The organism is Streptomyces griseoruber, from assembly GCF_001514205.1.
GTDB classification, from domain to species: Bacteria; Actinomycetota; Actinomycetes; order Streptomycetales; family Streptomycetaceae; genus Streptomyces; species Streptomyces griseoruber.
In genome coordinates this window covers 702,802-717,697 of sequence record NZ_KQ948763.1, presented here as the reverse complement: position 1 = coordinate 717,697, position 14,896 = coordinate 702,802, and the positions used below count along the sequence as shown (strand labels likewise).

13 protein-coding genes and 1 pseudogene are annotated in these 14,896 nt (G+C 74.7%); 3 read left to right on the top strand and 11 right to left on the bottom strand.

What is annotated here, in order from left to right:
* Positions 1–555 precede the first annotated feature (555 nt).
* From AQJ64_RS03020 to AQJ64_RS03000, 5 genes are all read right to left on the bottom strand, one after another.
* The gene (locus tag AQJ64_RS03020; protein WP_055638531.1) at positions 556–981 is read right to left on the bottom strand and encodes an OsmC family protein; all 426 of its coding nucleotides are present in this window, start codon (positions 979–981) and stop codon (positions 556–558) included.
* A 68-nt stretch (positions 982–1,049) separates the two neighbouring features.
* Complete coding sequence (locus AQJ64_RS03015; RefSeq protein ID WP_055638530.1) at positions 1,050–2,849, bottom strand: vWA domain-containing protein; 1,800 nt, start codon at positions 2,847–2,849, stop codon at positions 1,050–1,052.
* 19 nt (positions 2,850–2,868) lie between these two features.
* Entirely contained in the window at positions 2,869–3,930 is a 1,062-nt protein-coding gene (locus tag AQJ64_RS03010; protein WP_055638529.1) for an ATP-binding protein, read from the bottom strand.
* Positions 3,931–4,007: 77 nt separating this feature from the next.
* Entirely contained in the window at positions 4,008–6,128 is a 2,121-nt protein-coding gene (locus tag AQJ64_RS03005) for a phage holin family protein (protein ID WP_055638528.1), read from the bottom strand.
* 94 nt (positions 6,129–6,222) lie between these two features.
* Entirely contained in the window at positions 6,223–6,624 is a 402-nt protein-coding gene (locus AQJ64_RS03000) for a hypothetical protein (protein WP_055638527.1), read from the bottom strand.
* An 84-nt stretch (positions 6,625–6,708) separates the two neighbouring features.
* Here AQJ64_RS03000 and AQJ64_RS02995 point away from each other — a divergent pair, with 84 nt between their 5' ends.
* Positions 6,709–7,482 (top strand): MBL fold metallo-hydrolase, encoded by a 774-nt coding sequence (locus tag AQJ64_RS02995; protein WP_055638526.1) that lies wholly within the window; start codon positions 6,709–6,711, stop codon positions 7,480–7,482.
* Positions 7,479–8,105: a DedA family protein gene (locus AQJ64_RS02990; RefSeq protein ID WP_055638525.1), complete on the top strand. Its 627-nt coding sequence runs from the start codon at positions 7,479–7,481 to the stop codon at positions 8,103–8,105. Before AQJ64_RS02995 ends, AQJ64_RS02990 begins: the two co-directional genes overlap by 4 nt.
* Positions 8,106–8,124: 19 nt before the next feature.
* Here AQJ64_RS02990 and AQJ64_RS02985 read toward each other — a convergent pair whose 3' ends face one another.
* The 3 genes from AQJ64_RS02985 to AQJ64_RS02975 all read right to left on the bottom strand — a co-directional run bounded on the left by AQJ64_RS02985 (position 8,125) and on the right by AQJ64_RS02975 (position 11,469).
* Positions 8,125–9,228 (bottom strand): MBL fold metallo-hydrolase, encoded by a 1,104-nt coding sequence (locus AQJ64_RS02985; RefSeq protein WP_059202381.1) that lies wholly within the window; start codon positions 9,226–9,228, stop codon positions 8,125–8,127.
* A complete protein-coding gene (locus tag AQJ64_RS02980; RefSeq protein ID WP_055639204.1) occupies positions 9,225–10,472 on the bottom strand; it encodes an aminotransferase class I/II-fold pyridoxal phosphate-dependent enzyme in 1,248 nt (415 codons plus the stop codon). The genes AQJ64_RS02985 and AQJ64_RS02980 overlap by 4 nt, the downstream gene beginning before the upstream one ends.
* A 205-nt stretch (positions 10,473–10,677) precedes the next feature.
* Positions 10,678–11,469, bottom strand: a complete 792-nt coding sequence (locus AQJ64_RS02975; protein WP_059202380.1) for a hypothetical protein — start codon at positions 11,467–11,469, stop codon at positions 10,678–10,680.
* Positions 11,470–11,848: 379 nt separating this feature from the next.
* On the opposite strand from AQJ64_RS02975, the gene AQJ64_RS02970 reads away from it, so the two are divergent.
* On the top strand, positions 11,849–12,136 hold the full coding sequence (locus AQJ64_RS02970) for a hypothetical protein (RefSeq protein ID WP_055638898.1): 288 nt from the start codon (positions 11,849–11,851) through the stop codon (positions 12,134–12,136).
* Between the two features lie 199 nt (positions 12,137–12,335).
* Here the strand turns inward: AQJ64_RS02970 and AQJ64_RS02965 are convergent.
* The 3 genes and pseudogenes from AQJ64_RS02965 to AQJ64_RS02955 all read right to left on the bottom strand — a co-directional run.
* A pseudogene (locus AQJ64_RS02965) lies at positions 12,336–12,605 on the bottom strand (DUF6158 family protein); the annotation flags it as partial.
* 27 nt (positions 12,606–12,632) lie between these two features.
* A complete protein-coding gene (locus AQJ64_RS02960) occupies positions 12,633–14,252 on the bottom strand; it encodes an ABC-F family ATP-binding cassette domain-containing protein (protein ID WP_055638897.1) in 1,620 nt (539 codons plus the stop codon).
* Positions 14,253–14,294: 42 nt separating this feature from the next.
* The coding region (locus tag AQJ64_RS02955) for a histidine phosphatase family protein (RefSeq protein WP_063808069.1) at positions 14,295–14,896 on the bottom strand (602 nt) is incomplete at its 5' end.

The window sequence follows — 14,896 nt, the reverse complement described above, 5'->3', positions numbered from 1 at the left end:
GAGCGGCGGGGGTCCGGAGGACCGCAGGGTGCCCGGAAGCGGCGAGCGCTCGGAGGACCGGGAAATGTCCGCAGGCGGCGGAGGTCCGGAGGGGTGTGGGGTGTCCGGGAAGGGTGGGAGCGTGGAAGGCGGTGAGGGGTCTCGGGGCGGGGTGGGTTCGGGGGGCTGTGGGCGGCTGGGCACCGCTTCATGATCGGTGATGTCCGGCACCGGCGCCCTCCCTCCGTCGCCCGGCGGGGCCGTCGTGCGGGCGGCCCGGGCGGGTATACCCGCGGCGCGAACGCGCCGAACCCGGGTGGTGCGCGGGGCGGGCGGAGGGCGTCGGCGTCCGGGGCGTGCGGCACCGGCCAGTGTTCCTGGCCCCCGCCATCGGCCGCTGCGCGCGTTTTGCCGGACCCCGCTCACCCCACCGGCGTGACCTTGCCGTCCTGCCTCACCAGCCGTGCCGCCACCCGGCCCGCCGCACCGGGCGTGCGGCACCGGCCCCGCGCAGCCCCTGCGCGCCGCCGGCCGGTACGCGGGGTGCGTGCCGGCCGGTGGGGTGGGTCTGTCGGGTCAGGCGAGCTTGGCCGACAGGGTGATCGTGGTGCCGGTGAGGGCCTGGCTGACGGGGCAGTTCTTCTTGGCGTCCTCGGCGGCGGCGACGAACGCGTCGTTGTCGAGGCCGGGGACCGTGCCCTCGACGGTCAGGTGGATGCCGGTGATGCCCTCACCCGGCTGGAAGGTGACGTCGGCCGAGGTGACGAGCTTGGTGGGCGGGGTGCCCGCGCCGGCCAGCCCGTGCGACAGGGCCATGGAGAAGCAGCTGGAGTGGGCGGCGGCGATCAGCTCCTCGGGGCTGGTCTTGCCGTTCGCCTTCTCGGCGCGCGACGGCCACGACACCGGCTGCTGACCGATGCCGGAGGAGTCGAAGGTGACGACGCCGTTGCCCTCGAGCAGGTTGCCTTCCCAGACGGTGTGAGCGGAGCGCGTGGTGGCCACGGTTGTTCCTTTCGCGTGGGTTTCCCGTCGGACGGGTTTCCGTGGACCCCATCCGATCACACTCTGGCTCACCGCACCCGGAACACCGGCCCCTGAGCCGTGAACGGCAGCCGGCCGCCCTGCGGGATCAGGTAGGCGTGCTCGCGCCGGATGCGCAGGACGTCGCACCAGCCGTCGGTGATGACCAGCACGGGAGCGTCGCGCGGGAAGTCGTCGGCGCGGTGCAGCAGGTCGATGCCGGGCTGCAGGACCGTACCGCCGCGGCCGCGCACCCTGACCCGGCCGGCGATCTCGGTGACGGGGAGATAGCCGGCGTCGTGCGGGGCGGCGTCGCAGAACACGACGCGGGCGGCGGGTACGTCGCGGGCCTCGGCGTAGGAGGCGATGGCGCCGAGGGCCTTGCCGAGCAGGGCGGTGTTCATGGAGCCGGAGGTGTCCAGGACGACGCCGAAGGTGCAGCGGGGCGTCTCCTCGGGCGGGAAGTACCGTCCGGCGCGCGGGATGTCGGGGGTGGAGGCCTGGCGGCGCGCGGGGCGGGCGTACGACCGTACGGGCTCCGGACGGGGGACGAACTCGTCGAACCAGCGGGCCAGCCGGGCGTCCCAGGGCAGCGGAGGATGGCTCAGGGCGCGGATCTCCTCGACGAGCCCGCCGGGGAGCAGGCCGCGTTCCTCCCGTTGGTGCAGGTCGAGGCCGTGGGCGAGGCCGCGCCGGTAGAAGCCGTCGAGGTCGACGCAGTCGCGGGGCGGGCCGAGGGGGCCGCCGAGGACGTCGCCGACGCCTCTGCCGCGCAGGGTGGACAGACGGCGCAGGCGGCGCAGATCGCCGGCGATGCGGTCGTAGACCTCCTCGGCGGACAGACCGGCGAGCTCCGGGTCGTACAGCAGTCCGTCGGGCATGGTGCCGATCTGCATCTCGCGCAGCCAGCCGTTGATGACGTAGTCGCAGGCGACGTTGAAGAGGTAGGGGTCGCGGGTGCCGCAGCGGTCGCCGTGACGCAGGGCGGCGTGCAGCATCTCGTGGGCGAGGACGAACCGCCATTCGTCGTCCTCGAGCCGGTACAGCGGGTTGAGGTAGATCTCGCCCGCCTCGGCGTCGACGGCGGCGATCTGGATGCCGTGGGCGCGGGCGAGCTCGGCGTCGGGGACGAGTGTGATGCCGGCCGCGATGCCGCCGAGCAGCGGGTAGGAGGAGATGAACCAGCTCAGGGCCCGTTCCCAGGGGCGCGCGGGGTCCAGGTCGTCGTCGAGGGAGGCGCGCCGGCCGCCGGCCATGTCCATGGCGGCGGACACGGTCCGGGTGAGGGCGGTGGCGAAGGCGAGCTGCCGGTCGGGGGGCCGGCCGCCTCGCCAGGTGTCCCAGGGCAGCAGCAGCTGGTCGGGGTCCGGGCCCGCGGTGCCGCAGTGCTGGTAGGCGGTGGGGAGGCCGTCGCGGCGCCAGCGGGCGGCGAGCTGTTCCTCGTCGCCGTCGGGGTGGGTGAGCGGCTGCTCCTCGGGGGGTCTGCCGACGGGGAAGGTGAGCAGGAAGCGGTTGACGACGGTGCAGCGGGCGGCGATGTCGTACCGGTCGGGCTGGACGCGGGCGCCCTCGGCCGCCGGGAGGTGGCCGAAGCCGAGGTGGAGGGCGGCGTGGGCGAGGGACCAGGCCCAGACGGCGGGGTCGGCGATCCGGGCCGGGTGGGCGTGGAGGGTGCCGTCGGAGTCGGCCCGGACGAGGCCGTCCCGGGGCGCCGACTTACACTCCTCCTCGCGGCACACACTGAACGCGACGGCGTCGAGGGCCGGATTGGCGTGCATCAGCCGCAGCCCCTCCGCGAACGCCTCCGCCGCCAGGTCCCGCTTCTTCTTGCCCCGCCCGCCCCGGCTCATCGCCCCTCCTGCGTCCGTCTCATCGCCGTGCCTCCACCAGCCGGGGCATGTCGCGGGCCGCCTCGACCAGGAACCAGGAGGGCAGGACGGGGTTGCCGTCGGTGTCGGAGGCGATGACGGTCTGGGCGACCTCAACGGAGATCTCGGCGAGCTGCACGAGGAGCGACTTGGCGCGGTACGCGGTCTGCCGGCCGTTCGCCGACATGTGCTCCTTGACGGCGGGGAGTTCCTTGACCAGCCGGCCCCGGAAGGAGTCGGCGAGGTAGTAGAGCAGGTCGCGGTCCTCGACGCGGTGCGGCCAGGGCGCGTCGCCCCGCAGGACGGCCTCGATGCCGTACCGGCTGCGGACGATCTTGACGTAGCCGCAGAAGGCGGTGGCGTGCGCGGGGGTGAGCGTGCCGTGCGCGAGGACCCTGAGGGTGTCCTCGTCGAGGCCCTGGCCGAAGGAGTGCAGCGCGTCGGAGAGCATGTGCCAGGAGCGGGGCGTGGAGAAGGGTTCCTCGGTCTTCGGCGGCTTGGACCACAGGTGGTCGGGCCGGTCGGTGAGGTGGTCGAGGACCCAGGGGTGGATGCCGTGGGCCGCCGCCCAGGCCAGCCAGTCCCTCGGGGAGGCCTCCAGGTGGACGTGGGTGAGGCGGTTGACGAGCGCGGAGGCGATGGGCCGGGCGAGCGCGTTGTCGGTGGCGCGGTTGCCTGCGCCGATGACGATGGAGCCCTGGGGGAGTTCGTAGGTGCCGATACGGCGGTCCAGGATCAGCGAGTAGAACGCCTTCTGCACGTCCGGGGTGGCCGCGTTCAGCTCGTCCAGGAACAGGCAGTACGGCTCGTCTCGGGCGATCGCCTCCGGCGGGCAGAACACCGAGCGTCCCTCGCGGATCTGGGGTACGCCGATCAGGTCCTCCGGTGCGAGCTGCGTACCGAGCAGGCTCACGCACTCCAGTCCCAGCGACTCGGCGAACTCCCGGACCAGGGAGGACTTCCCGATGCCGGGGGCGCCCCAGAGGAAGACCGGCCGCACGGTGGCGAGGCCGAGGAGGAGTTCGGGGATGCGGGAGGGCGTGACGGTGACGGCAGCCTGCAACGCTGCTGCTCCTTGGGGCCGGAGGGGAGTGCGACCCGCCCAGTGTGGGTGTACGGCCGTGGCGGCGCAGCCGATTTTCAGGCGGCCCGCTCCTCCGGGGCCGGCTCCAGGGGTATCTGGGGTCCGTCGGATTCGCGGAGCCAGCGGCGCAGGACGCGGTGGACGTGTTCGGCGCCGGTGAGGAGCCCGCTGTCGTCGACGGGGACGGACAGGGTGAGCGGGGACAGCAGGAAGGGTCTGGACTGGGCGCCGCCGAGGCCGCCGTGGGAGCCGATCTGCTCCTCGAAGGCGAGGACCTCGCCGTCGGCCGGGTCGTGGAAGGAGTTGACCATGATGTCGGCGGTGTGCGGGAAGGAGTGGGTGCGGCGCACGGCGTCGGCGGCGCCGGGTCCGAAGGGGGCCAGCGGGCCGGGGTCGTCGTCGAGCCGGGCCAGGGGTGTCTCGGCGCCGTACGCGCCGAGGACGACGCCGCCGTGCTCCTCGCTGCGGACCAGGAGGAAGCCGATGCCGGGGTGGTTGGCGAGGGTGGACAGCAGGGCGGGGTGACGGGCGTCGATCTCCTCCTTGGTCATCCGGTGCGGGACGTCCGGGAAGGAGATCAGGCCGAGGTTCCCGGAGGCGAGCACGATCGGCTCGGAGCGGCGGCCGGACGGGCGGTGCCGTTCGCCGCTCTCCTCGACGGGCCGGCGCAGTGCGGCGCGGACAGCCGCGCGGGCCTCGGCACCGCTGTGGGTGTGTTCGGCGCGGCGCGGCACGGGCAGCCCGCAGCCGGCGCGCACCAGGTCGCCGAGGGTGAGGCCGTAGCGGGCGCGGAAGGTCTCGCCGGGGCTCTGGCCGTGGTCGGACAGGACGACGATCCGGTAGGGGCGGGGGGCGTGCTCGGCGGCCTTCTCGATCAGGGCGAGGGCGCGGTCGAGGCGGCCGAGGACCTGTTCGGTGTCCCGGCCGAGCGGGCCGGAGTGGTGGGCGACCTCGTCGTAGGCGACCAGGTCGGCGTAGACGGCGGTGCGGCCGGCGAGCAGGTCGCCCATGACGGCGGCCACGACGACGTCGCGTTCGACGACGGTGGCGAAGGCGCGGACGAACGGGTACAGGCCGCCGCGGCTCACGCGCGGGCGCTCCTTGCGCAGCCGGGCGCGGGTGGACTGGGCGATCTCGCGGACCACCTCGGCGACGAAGGACAGGGCGGTGCGCACGGCGTTGGCCGGGTCGGAGAAGTAGGCGAAGTAGCCGGCGCGGGAGCGGGTCTCGCGGCCTCGCCTGCGGGTGGCGATGGACAGCACGAGGGCCTGTTCGTCGGCGCCGCCGCCGAAGAGGTTGCCGCGGCTGGCGCCGTCCAGGGTGAGGAGTCCGCCGTCGCCGGTGCGCTCGACGGCGCGGCGCTGGAGTTCGGCGGCGCTGGTGGGGCGGTTGCAGACCATCACCTCCCGGCTGTCCTTCTCGTACCAGCGGAAGGCGGGCACGTCGTGGTTGCTGCCGTGCAGGATGCCGAGCTGGCTGGCGCCGGTCTGGCTGGACCAGTCGGTGTGCCAGGGGGTGAGGCGGTGGGTGGGGCGGGGCCCCGGGCCGGGTCGGCCGTCGGTGGCGGAGGCCGGGCCGGTGCCCGGGGTCCGGCCGAGCCAGGTGGCGATCGTCGGCATCAGGCCCTTGTCGACGGCGGCGGACAGCACGTCGTGGCCGACGCCGTCGAGCTGGAGGAACACGGTGCCCGGGGTGGCTGCGCAGGGCGGGCCGCCCCGGCGGCGGCGGTCGGCGAGCCGGTAGAGGCGGCGGCGGTAGGCGTCGTCGTCGCGGACGGCGAGGGCGCCGCCGGTCGCGGAGGCGACGGCGGACATCACGGCGGCGACGATGACGGCGGTCTCGGGCGCGGCCTCGGTCTGTCCGGAGGGGGTCAGCCGCAGCGCTATCAGCAGCAGGGAGCCGTTGAGGAAGAACACCAGCAGGCCGAGGACGAGCGCCGGCACCAGCAGCAGGAGACGGACCAGGAGGGGCCAGACCAGGGCAGAGAGGAGACCGAAGACGCCGGCGCCGACGGCCGCGGTGACGGCGATGGTGGTGGCGCTGTCGCCGTCGGCGGACTGGAGCCGGAAGTCGGGCAGGATCCCCGCGAGCACCAGCATCGTCAGCGTGGAGACGGCCCACACGGCAAGGCTCCGCCCCGCCTGGCTGACGGCCCGCCGCCACCGCACCCCACGCACGCCCCGGTCACCTCGTCTTCCGGCCCCGACGCCGAAAGGAGGGGCCGTCGTCCACCCTGTCACACGGGACTGACAACCGGCCCGGTCGGCGTCCTCACCGTCCGTCGTAGCCGGCCGTGGGCATCGACAGCCGCCGGTGGACGCGGGCCTTCATCTGGGCGTCGTAGGCGGGTTCGGCGTAGCCGACGGTCTCCACGCGGACCCCGCGGCGGGCGCACTCCTCGGTGAACTCCTCGACGTCCGACAGGGCGCTCTCGAGGACCCGGCGGCTGGGGGCGACGAACAGGTCGACGCCGGGCCGCACCCCGTCCCAGAGCACGCAGTGGTCGGCGCGCAGCGCGCGCACCAGCAGTTCGCGGCTGACGGTGTAGCCGCGTTGGGCGGCCCAGCGCGCGCACATCGCGTGCTGGCTGCGGGAGTCCACCAGGAAGGGATCGGCGTCCAGTTCCTCGAGCGGCGTCAGACTCGCGATCGCCGTGACCCGCACCGGTCCCATGGCGTCCCCCTCACCTCCGGGTTTCGCCGCCGACCCTACTCCTGCCCGTAGGCTTCGGGGGAGTCGCGCGAAGGAGGCAAAGGGGTGCCGGTGGAGATCACCTGGTGGGGTCACGCGACCTGTACGGTCGAGGATGCGAACGTGCGCGTGCTGACCGACCCTCTGTTCGTGCGCCGGCTCGCGCATCTGCGGCGCCGCCGGGGCGTGCTCCCCCCGTCGGCCGCGTGGCGGGCGGACGTGGCGGTCGTCTCCCATCTGCACGCCGACCATCTTCATGTGCCCTCGCTGGCGCGTCTCGCGCCGGGCACGCGCCTGCTGGTGCCCCGGGGTGCGCCGCGCGCCGTACCGGGGCTGCGGCGGCTGACGCATCTCCAGGTCAGCGAGGTGGAGCCGGGGGAGGTGACCTCGGTGGGCGGGGTGCGGATCCGGGCGGTGTCCGCGCGGCACGACGGGCGGCGGCTGCCGGTGGGCCCGCACCGCTCCCCCGCGCTCGGGTATGTCATCGAGGGCGAGGCGCGCACCTACTTCGCCGGGGACACCGGGCTGTTCGAGGACATGGTGCGCGAGGTCGGGCCGGTCGACGTGGCGCTGCTGCCGGTGGGCGGCTGGGGCCCGTACCTGGGCGAGGGGCATCTGGACGCGGGCCGGGCGGCCGAGGCGCTGGCCCGGCTGGCGCCGGGGAGCGCGGTGCCGGTGCACTACGGCACGTACTGGCCGATCGGGATGGACGCCGTGCGCCCCCATGAGTTCCATGCGCCGGGTGAGGAGTTCGTGCGCCTCGCGGCGCTGCGTGCGCCGGGCGTGACGGTGCACCGGCTGGAACACGGCGAGAGCGTGCGCCCCGAGGTCGTGCGGTGAGGTGGTGGCTCGCCGCGGCCGCGACGACGGTCGTACCGGCGGAGTCCACGCAGCAGGCGATCGGCTATCCGTCGCTGTTCCTGCTGGTGCTGATCGGGGCGCTGGTGCCGGTGGTGCCGACGGGTGCGCTGGTGAGTTCGGCGGCGGTGGTGGCGTTTCATCAGACCGCGCCGTTCTCGCTGGCGCTGGTGTTCGTGACGGCGTCGCTGGCGGCGTTCCTCGGGGACGCGACCCTGTACTGGCTGGGGCGGCGCGGGATGCGCTCGAGGAACGGCTCGCGCTGGCTGGAGGCGATCCGGGCGCGGGCGCCGGAGCAGCGGCTGGAGCAGGCGCAGACGCGGCTCGCCGAGCACGACGTGGCGGTGCTGGTGCTGTCGCGGCTGGTGCCGGCGGGCCGGATACCGGTGATGCTGGCCTGTCTGATGGCGGACTGGCCGCTGCGGCGGTTCGTGCGGGGCAATCTGCCGGCCTGTCTGGCGTGGGCGCTCACTTATCAGTTGATCGGGATTCTGGGTGGTTCGTTGTTTCCGGAGCCGTGGCAGGGGGTGGTGACGGCGGTCGCGCTGACCGTTCTGATCAGCGCGGCGCCGAGTGTGTGGCGGAGGTTCCGCTCCGCCGGGTGAGGCCGGAGGAAGGCCGTGGTCACCTGCGGGCCGGTTGGGGCCGGTCGCGCGGTTCCCCGCGCCCCTGAGGGGGGTGCAGCAGGCGTGAGCCTCCGATGGGGAGGTCCCACAGGTCGTCGCGGGCCAGGCCTTCCTTCTCCCAGGCGGCGCGTACCCGCTCCAGGGGTTCCAGGACCGGTTCCGCGGAGAGGACGAAGGTCGCCCAGTGCATGGGGGCCATGCGGCGGGCGCCGAGGTCGAGGGTGGCCCGGACGGCCTCCTCGGGGTCGCAGTGGACGTCGCTGAGCCACCAGCGGGGGTCGTAGGCGCCGATGGGCAGCAGGGCGAGGTCGATGCCGGGGTGGCGGCGGCCGATGCGGGAGAACCAGTGGCCGTAGCCGGTGTCGCCGGCGAAGTACAGGCGCTGTCCGTCGGGGGCGGTGAGCACCCAGCCGCCCCAGAGGGAGTGGCAGGTGTCGAGGAGGGTGCGCTTGGACCAGTGGTGGGCGGGGACGAAGTCGAAGCGGACGCCGGACAGTTCGGCCGCCTCCCACCAGTCCAGCTCGGTCACGGCCGTGAACCGGCGCCGCCGGAACCAGCGTCCGAGTCCGGCGGGCACGAACACGGGGGTGTCGCGCGGGAGTCGGCGCAGTGTCGGCGCGTCCAGGTGGTCGTAGTGGTTGTGGCTGATGACGACCGCGTCGACGGGCGGCAGGTCCTCCCAGGGGACGCCGACGGGGGTGATGCGGGCGGGGGTGCCGAGGATGCGGCGCGACCAGACCGGGTCGGTGAGGACGGTGAGTCCGCCGATGCCGAGCACCCAACTGGCGTGTCCCGCCCAGGTGACGGCGAGGGTGCCGGCGTCCGCGCGGGGCACCGGGGCGGGCGCGACGGGCAGCCGGGGGACGTCGGCGAGACCTTCCCTGCCGGGGCGTACGGAGCCCTCGCGGGCGAAGCGGGCGAGGGCCTTGAGACCGGGCAGCGGGGCGGTCAGCCGGTCGTGGAAGGTGCGCGGCCACACCCGCCGCTCGCCCAGCGGGCGGGGCTCGGCGAGCGGGGGGAAAGGGGGCGGGACCAGGGTGTCGGTGTCCTGCGGGGGCACGGGTCCGGCGGTGGTGGTGGTCGACTCGGACTGCTGCGTCATCGAGGAGGCTCCCGTCGCTGAGCGTCGTCACGGAGATCGTCGAAGACCGACCTCAGAAGCGTCAACGCGCGTTGCACGTGTGGCAGTTCCAACGGCGTGGGCGAGGTGAGGCATTCCGCGCGTTCGGCGTCCGTGCCGCCCAGCAGGGAGCCGGTGGACAGCCGTACGCGCAGCGCGCCGAGGTCGTCCCCGAAGCGGTGGCCGCCGGGGGCGGGCATGCCGAGCCGGGCGGTGAGGAAGTCCTCCAGGTCCTGTGCGTCGCCCACACCGCGCGCGGCGAGCGCCTCCCGCAGGGGGCCCAGGTCGGCGTACAGGTGGCGTCCGGCCCGCGGCGGCAGGGCGAGGGCTCCCGCGGCCACGACCGTGGCGTGCAGCGCGTGGGCCACGCGCGTGTGCAGCCGTACGGTGGCGGCCACACGCGCGGCGACCGGTTCGGGTTCGGCCAGGGCGTACGCGGCGGCAGCGGCGACGGGTGCGGCCACGCGCGCGTCGAGGGCGGTGAGGACGTCGAGGACGCGCGCGTGCAGGTCGTCCCCGGCGGCCGAGGCGGGCAGCCGGGCGACGGCGGCGGGCCAGCCGCCGGGCAGCAGCGCGCCGGCCAGGTCGGTGACGACGGTGACCCGCTCGGGCAGCATCTCGGCGGGACCGACCAGTACGGTGTCGTGCGGGGTGTGCAGGGTGTCGCGCCAGGTCTCGTCGCTGACCAGGTGCAGGCCTTCCCCGGCGGCGGCCTCGACGGCCTCGTGGAGCACCTCGGGCGGGGCGACGGTGGCGGTGGGGTCGTCGGCGACGGACAGCACCAGAAGCCGCGGCTCGCCGCCCTCGGCGCGCACCCGGCGCACGGTCTCCAGGAGGGCGTACGGGTCCGGTACGCCCCCGCACTCGGCGGGCGTCGCCACGTGGAAGACGGGACGGCCCAGGAGGCGGGCGTACGGCGCCCACCAGGCCGCGCAGGGCCGGGGCACCAGGACGTCGCCGCCGAGCGCGGCGGTCAGCGCGACCAGCAGCGCGGGCGCTCCGGGCGCGGCGACGGTCCGGCCGGGCCCGGCGGGGGCGCCGCGCCGTTCCAGGTGGCCGCGGGCGGCGTCCAGGAGTTCGGGGCCGCCGCCGACGGGTTCGCCGTACGCGCGCGTGGCGGCCCGGGCGAGGACGTCGGCGAGTTCGGGGAGGACGGGCAGTCCGTCGGGCGGGAGCGGTGGGCCGTAGCGGACGGGCCCGTGGCCTTCCGGTTCCGTGCGCCGCATGGGGTCCTCCGCGCAGTACGTCCCTGGTGCCGGATGCCGGCGCCCGCCGGGCCGCGTGGGGTGCGGTGCCCGGGGTGCCGGTGGTGTGTGCCGTCTCGTACGGGGCGGGTCGTGCCCCCGCGCTCTGTGTACCCCGTGGGTCCCGGCCCCATGGCCGCCCGCCCGCGTCGCGCCGGTCACAGCGGGGCCGGACCGTGGGGCGGGGTCAGGCGTCCGCCGGGGTCCTGCGGCGGCGCAGCAGGCGGTGGGCGGCGGCGCCGAACGCGCCCGCGATCAGCAGTCCGCCGGCGACGAGGGCGGGCACGGAGTCGCGGAAGGTACCGCCCGTGCCGGCCCGTACGCCGTGCTCGACGGTGGCCGGGGTGGTGGGCCGCTCCGTGGGGCGGGCGGTGGGGCAGGGGTTGCCGTGGGGGCAGGTGCGGCCGCCGTCGCAGGAGGAGGCGCTCTGGCCGGGGGCCGGGGGGCAGGGCGGTACACCGCCCCCGCCGGCACCCCCGCCGACACCCGCGCCGGCACCCGCGCCGCTACCCGCGCCGACACCCCCGTCCAGGCCCGCGCCCCCGCTTGCGGCGGTGGTGCCGCCTGCGGGGGTGGGCCGGTTGACGTCGAAGGTGGCGCTCCAGGGGCTGCCCTGGCCGCCGGGGGGTGCCGGGCAGGTGCCGTCGACGGTCCAGGCGGTGTCCGGGCCGAGCCCGCCGTCGTCCTCGCCGAGGTCGGGGGCGACGTGGGCGCTGCCCTGGTAGGTGGGCCCGGCGGCCGTCTCGTCGCCGCCGGGGACCTTGGTCAGCTTGACGGTCCCCTCGGAGAACGCCGGTGAGGCGGCGTCCAGGGTCTCCGGGGCGGTGCCGCCGAGGGGGTCGCAGGAGACCGACACGGTGACGCTGCCCCCGGGGTCGGCGCTGCCGGGGCCGACCTCGGCCGCCGGATCGGCGACCGCGACCGGCCCGGCGGCGACCAGCAGGGCGGCGGCGAGGAGGAAGGGGGCGGTGCGGCGCATGGGACGGCTCCTTCGGCCGGCGAGGACGGGGCACGGCGTTCACGCCCCGCCCTCATCACAGCCGCAGACGACCGCGGCCGCGCGCGGCCGCGGTCCATTGGCGGGACGGGGACCCGCCACACGGGTGAGTGCGGACGGGGGGGTGGGGCAGGAACACGGCCGATCCGGCCGAGGCGGTGGCCGCGAGCGGCCGGTGAGGTCTGCGCACGGTTCCGAACGGGTGACTTCGGCGCTCCCGTGTCCCCCGGGTGGCATGCCAGTGGTTGCCGTGGATGGGTCGGCGTGTTGGGGTGCAAAAGGTGCAATCGTAACATACGGTGCACACTCGTAACGTTCAGTTACATCACAAGACACACACCCAGAAAGCAAAGGGGATGTAATGCGCACGCTTCGCAAGGCCGGCCTCGTGGCCGCAATGATCGGCAGCCTCACCCTCGCCGGTGCGGGAGTCGCCTCCGCCAACGGCTCGGACGGCAACGCCCAGAACTGCACCCAGACGGGCGAGGTCAACGTCGGCCTGGTGAACCTCTCGAAGCTGAACCTCGGACTCGGAGCGCTTCTCGGCCTCGGGTCGGCCAACCAGGACAACGGGGCCCAGTACAGCTGCATCAACGGCAACGGCAACGGCAGCGTACAGGCCGATGGCGGCGAGGACAGCGGCCAGTAAGGCACAGCACTGAACAGGGCGGCCCCGGGATCCGGCTGCGGATCCCGGGGCCGCCCCGCGCCCGGACGGCCGTCCGGTCGGCTCACGTCGCCCCGGAGCCCCCGCCCGTCGAGCCCGGCCCCCACTTGCCGACCGGAGTGCGCGCCGCGACCGTCCCGGTCACGGGGCGTGCGCCGCGGCCGCCCTCGGCCGCGACGGGCCGCTCCCTGGCCCCGTCGCGGGTGCGGCCGGGGGCGACGAAGCGGCCCGGGTTGCGGCGCAGGTACTCGCCCTCCAGCTGGGCCATACGGTCGTTGTGGGCGCGCAGGGCGTCGTTCGAGCCGTACAGCAGGGTGTCGTGGCGCGTGCGGTGGATCGTCTCCAGCTCTTTCATGAGCTGCTGGTCGTCCAGCCGGTCAGGGTCGACTCCGGTCATGGTGGTGCCCCGCTCGTCGTTCCGCCTACTGCGTCCACTCCACTGTACGAACATTCGGGCCCCCGGGCCCCCGGGCGTCGCCTACCGGGCCCGCTCCACGCGCCGTTCGTCCCACACCGGCTCCGGTGTCTCGCGGACCCGGCCGTCGCTGCCGAAGACGAGGTAGCGGTCGAAGGAGCGGGCGAACCAGCGGTCGTGGGTGACGGCGAGGACCGTGCCCTCGAAGGCCTCCAGCCCCTCCTGGAGGGCCTCGGCGGATTCCAGGTCGAGGTTGTCGGTGGGCTCGTCGAGCAGGAGCGCGGTCGCGCCCTCCAGTTCCAGGAGCAGGATCTGGAAGCGGGCCTGCTGGCCGCCGGAGAGCTTGTCGAAGGCCTGTTCGGCCTGCTGGGTCAGCTCGTAGCGGCGCAGCCGGGACATGGCCGCGCCCCGGTCCTGGGAGTGCTCCTTCCACAAGATGTCGAGGAGGGTGCGGCCCTGGAGCTCGGGGTGGGCGTGGGTCTGGGCGAAGTGTCCGGCCACGACCCGCGCGCCGAGCTTCCACTCGCCGGTGTGGGTCACTCCGTCACCGGCGAGGAGGCGCAGGAAGTGGGACTTGCCGGAGCCGTTGGAGCCGAGGACGGCGACCCGTTCGCCGTAGAAGACCTCCAGGTCGAAGGGTTTCATCAGGCCGGTCAGTTCAAGTCCCTTGCAGGTGACGGCCCTTACTCCGGTGCGGCCGCCCTTGAGCCGCATCTTGATGTCCTGCTCGCGCGGCGGCTCCGGCGGCGGTCCGGCCTCCTCGAACTTGCGCAGCCTGGTCTGGGCGGCCTGGTAGCGGGAGGCCAGCTCATGGCTGATGGAGGCCGCCTGACGGAGGTTCAGGACGAGCTTCTTCAGCTGGGCGTGCTTCTCGTCCCAGCGGCGGCGCAACTCCTCGAAGCGGGCGAAGCGTTCACGGCGGGCCTCGTGATAGGTGGCGAAGCCGCCGCCGTGCACCCAGGCGTCGGCACCGGTGGGCGACGGCTCCACGGAGACGATCTTCTCGGCGGCGCGGGAGAGGAGTTCGCGGTCGTGGGAGACGAAGAGGACCGTCTTGCGGGTCTCCTTCAGCCGCTCCTCCAGCCAGCGCTTGCCGGGGACGTCGAGGTAGTTGTCCGGCTCGTCGAGCAGCAGCACCTCGTCGGTGCCGCGCAGCAGGGCCTCCAGCACCAGCCGCTTCTGCTCGCCGCCGGAGAGGGTCCGTACGAGCCGGAACTGCGCCGTGTCGTAGGGCACGCCGAGCGCCGCCGTCGTGCACATGTCCCACAGGGTCTCGGCCTCGTAGCCGCGGGCCTCGGCCCAGTCGGAGAGGGCCTGCGCGTACTGGAGCTGGGCGGCCTCGTCGTCGACGGTCATGATCGCGTGCTCGGCCTTGTCGACGGCCTTCGCGACGTCCTGGATACGGGGCGAGGACACCGAGACGAGCAGGTCGCGTACGGTCGTCTCGTCGCGTACGGAGCCGACGAACTGGCGCATCACGCCGAGGCCGCCGCTGACGGTCACGGTGCCGCCGTGGGGCTTCAGCTCGCCGGAGATCAGGCGCAGCAGGGTGGTCTTGCCGGCGCCGTTGGGGCCGACCAGGGCGACCACGGCCCCTTCGCCCACCCGGAAGGACACGTCGCCGAGCAACGCCCTCCCGTCGGGGAGGTAGTACTCGAGGTGCGCGGCTTCCAGGTGTCCCATGAGGAGGCATTCTGCGGGCCGCCCCCGCCGGGCGGCAAACTCTTAATCCCGCCGGTCCCCGGTGGCGGGCTCGCCCGCCGGGCCGCCCCCGCCCGCCGGCCGCACCGCGGCGCCCGCCCAGGTCAGGACCTGCCAGCCGGACGCGGGGTCGCCCTCCAGGATCACGGTGCCGGTGTTGGCGAGCCCGTGGGCGGCGGCGAAGGGGACGTCCACGTTGCGGGCGCGGGCGGCGGTCCAGGTGCGGATGGCGGCCCCGTGGCTGACGAGGGCGACGGCGGACGCGTCGCCGGCGGCGGCCTCGGCGACCACGGCGTCGTAGCGCGCGAGGAACTCGGCGCCGCTCTCGCCGCCCGGTATGCGCAGGCCCAGGTCGCCGGCGGCCCAGGCGAACACCGTGCGCATGTAGAGCGCGGCGTGCGCGGACTCGCCGGCCTGCATCTCCAGGTCGCCGGCGAAGACCTCGCGGATGCCGTCGCGGACATGGACGTCGAGGCCGCGGGCGGCGGCCAGGGGGGCGGCGGTGAGCTGGGTGCGTACGAGGGTGGAGGCGTACAGCGCGTCGAGGTCCTCGCCGGCGAGGGCGTCGACCAGGGCGGCCGCCTGCTGTTCGCCGAGTGCGGTGAGGCCGGGACCGGGGACGGCGG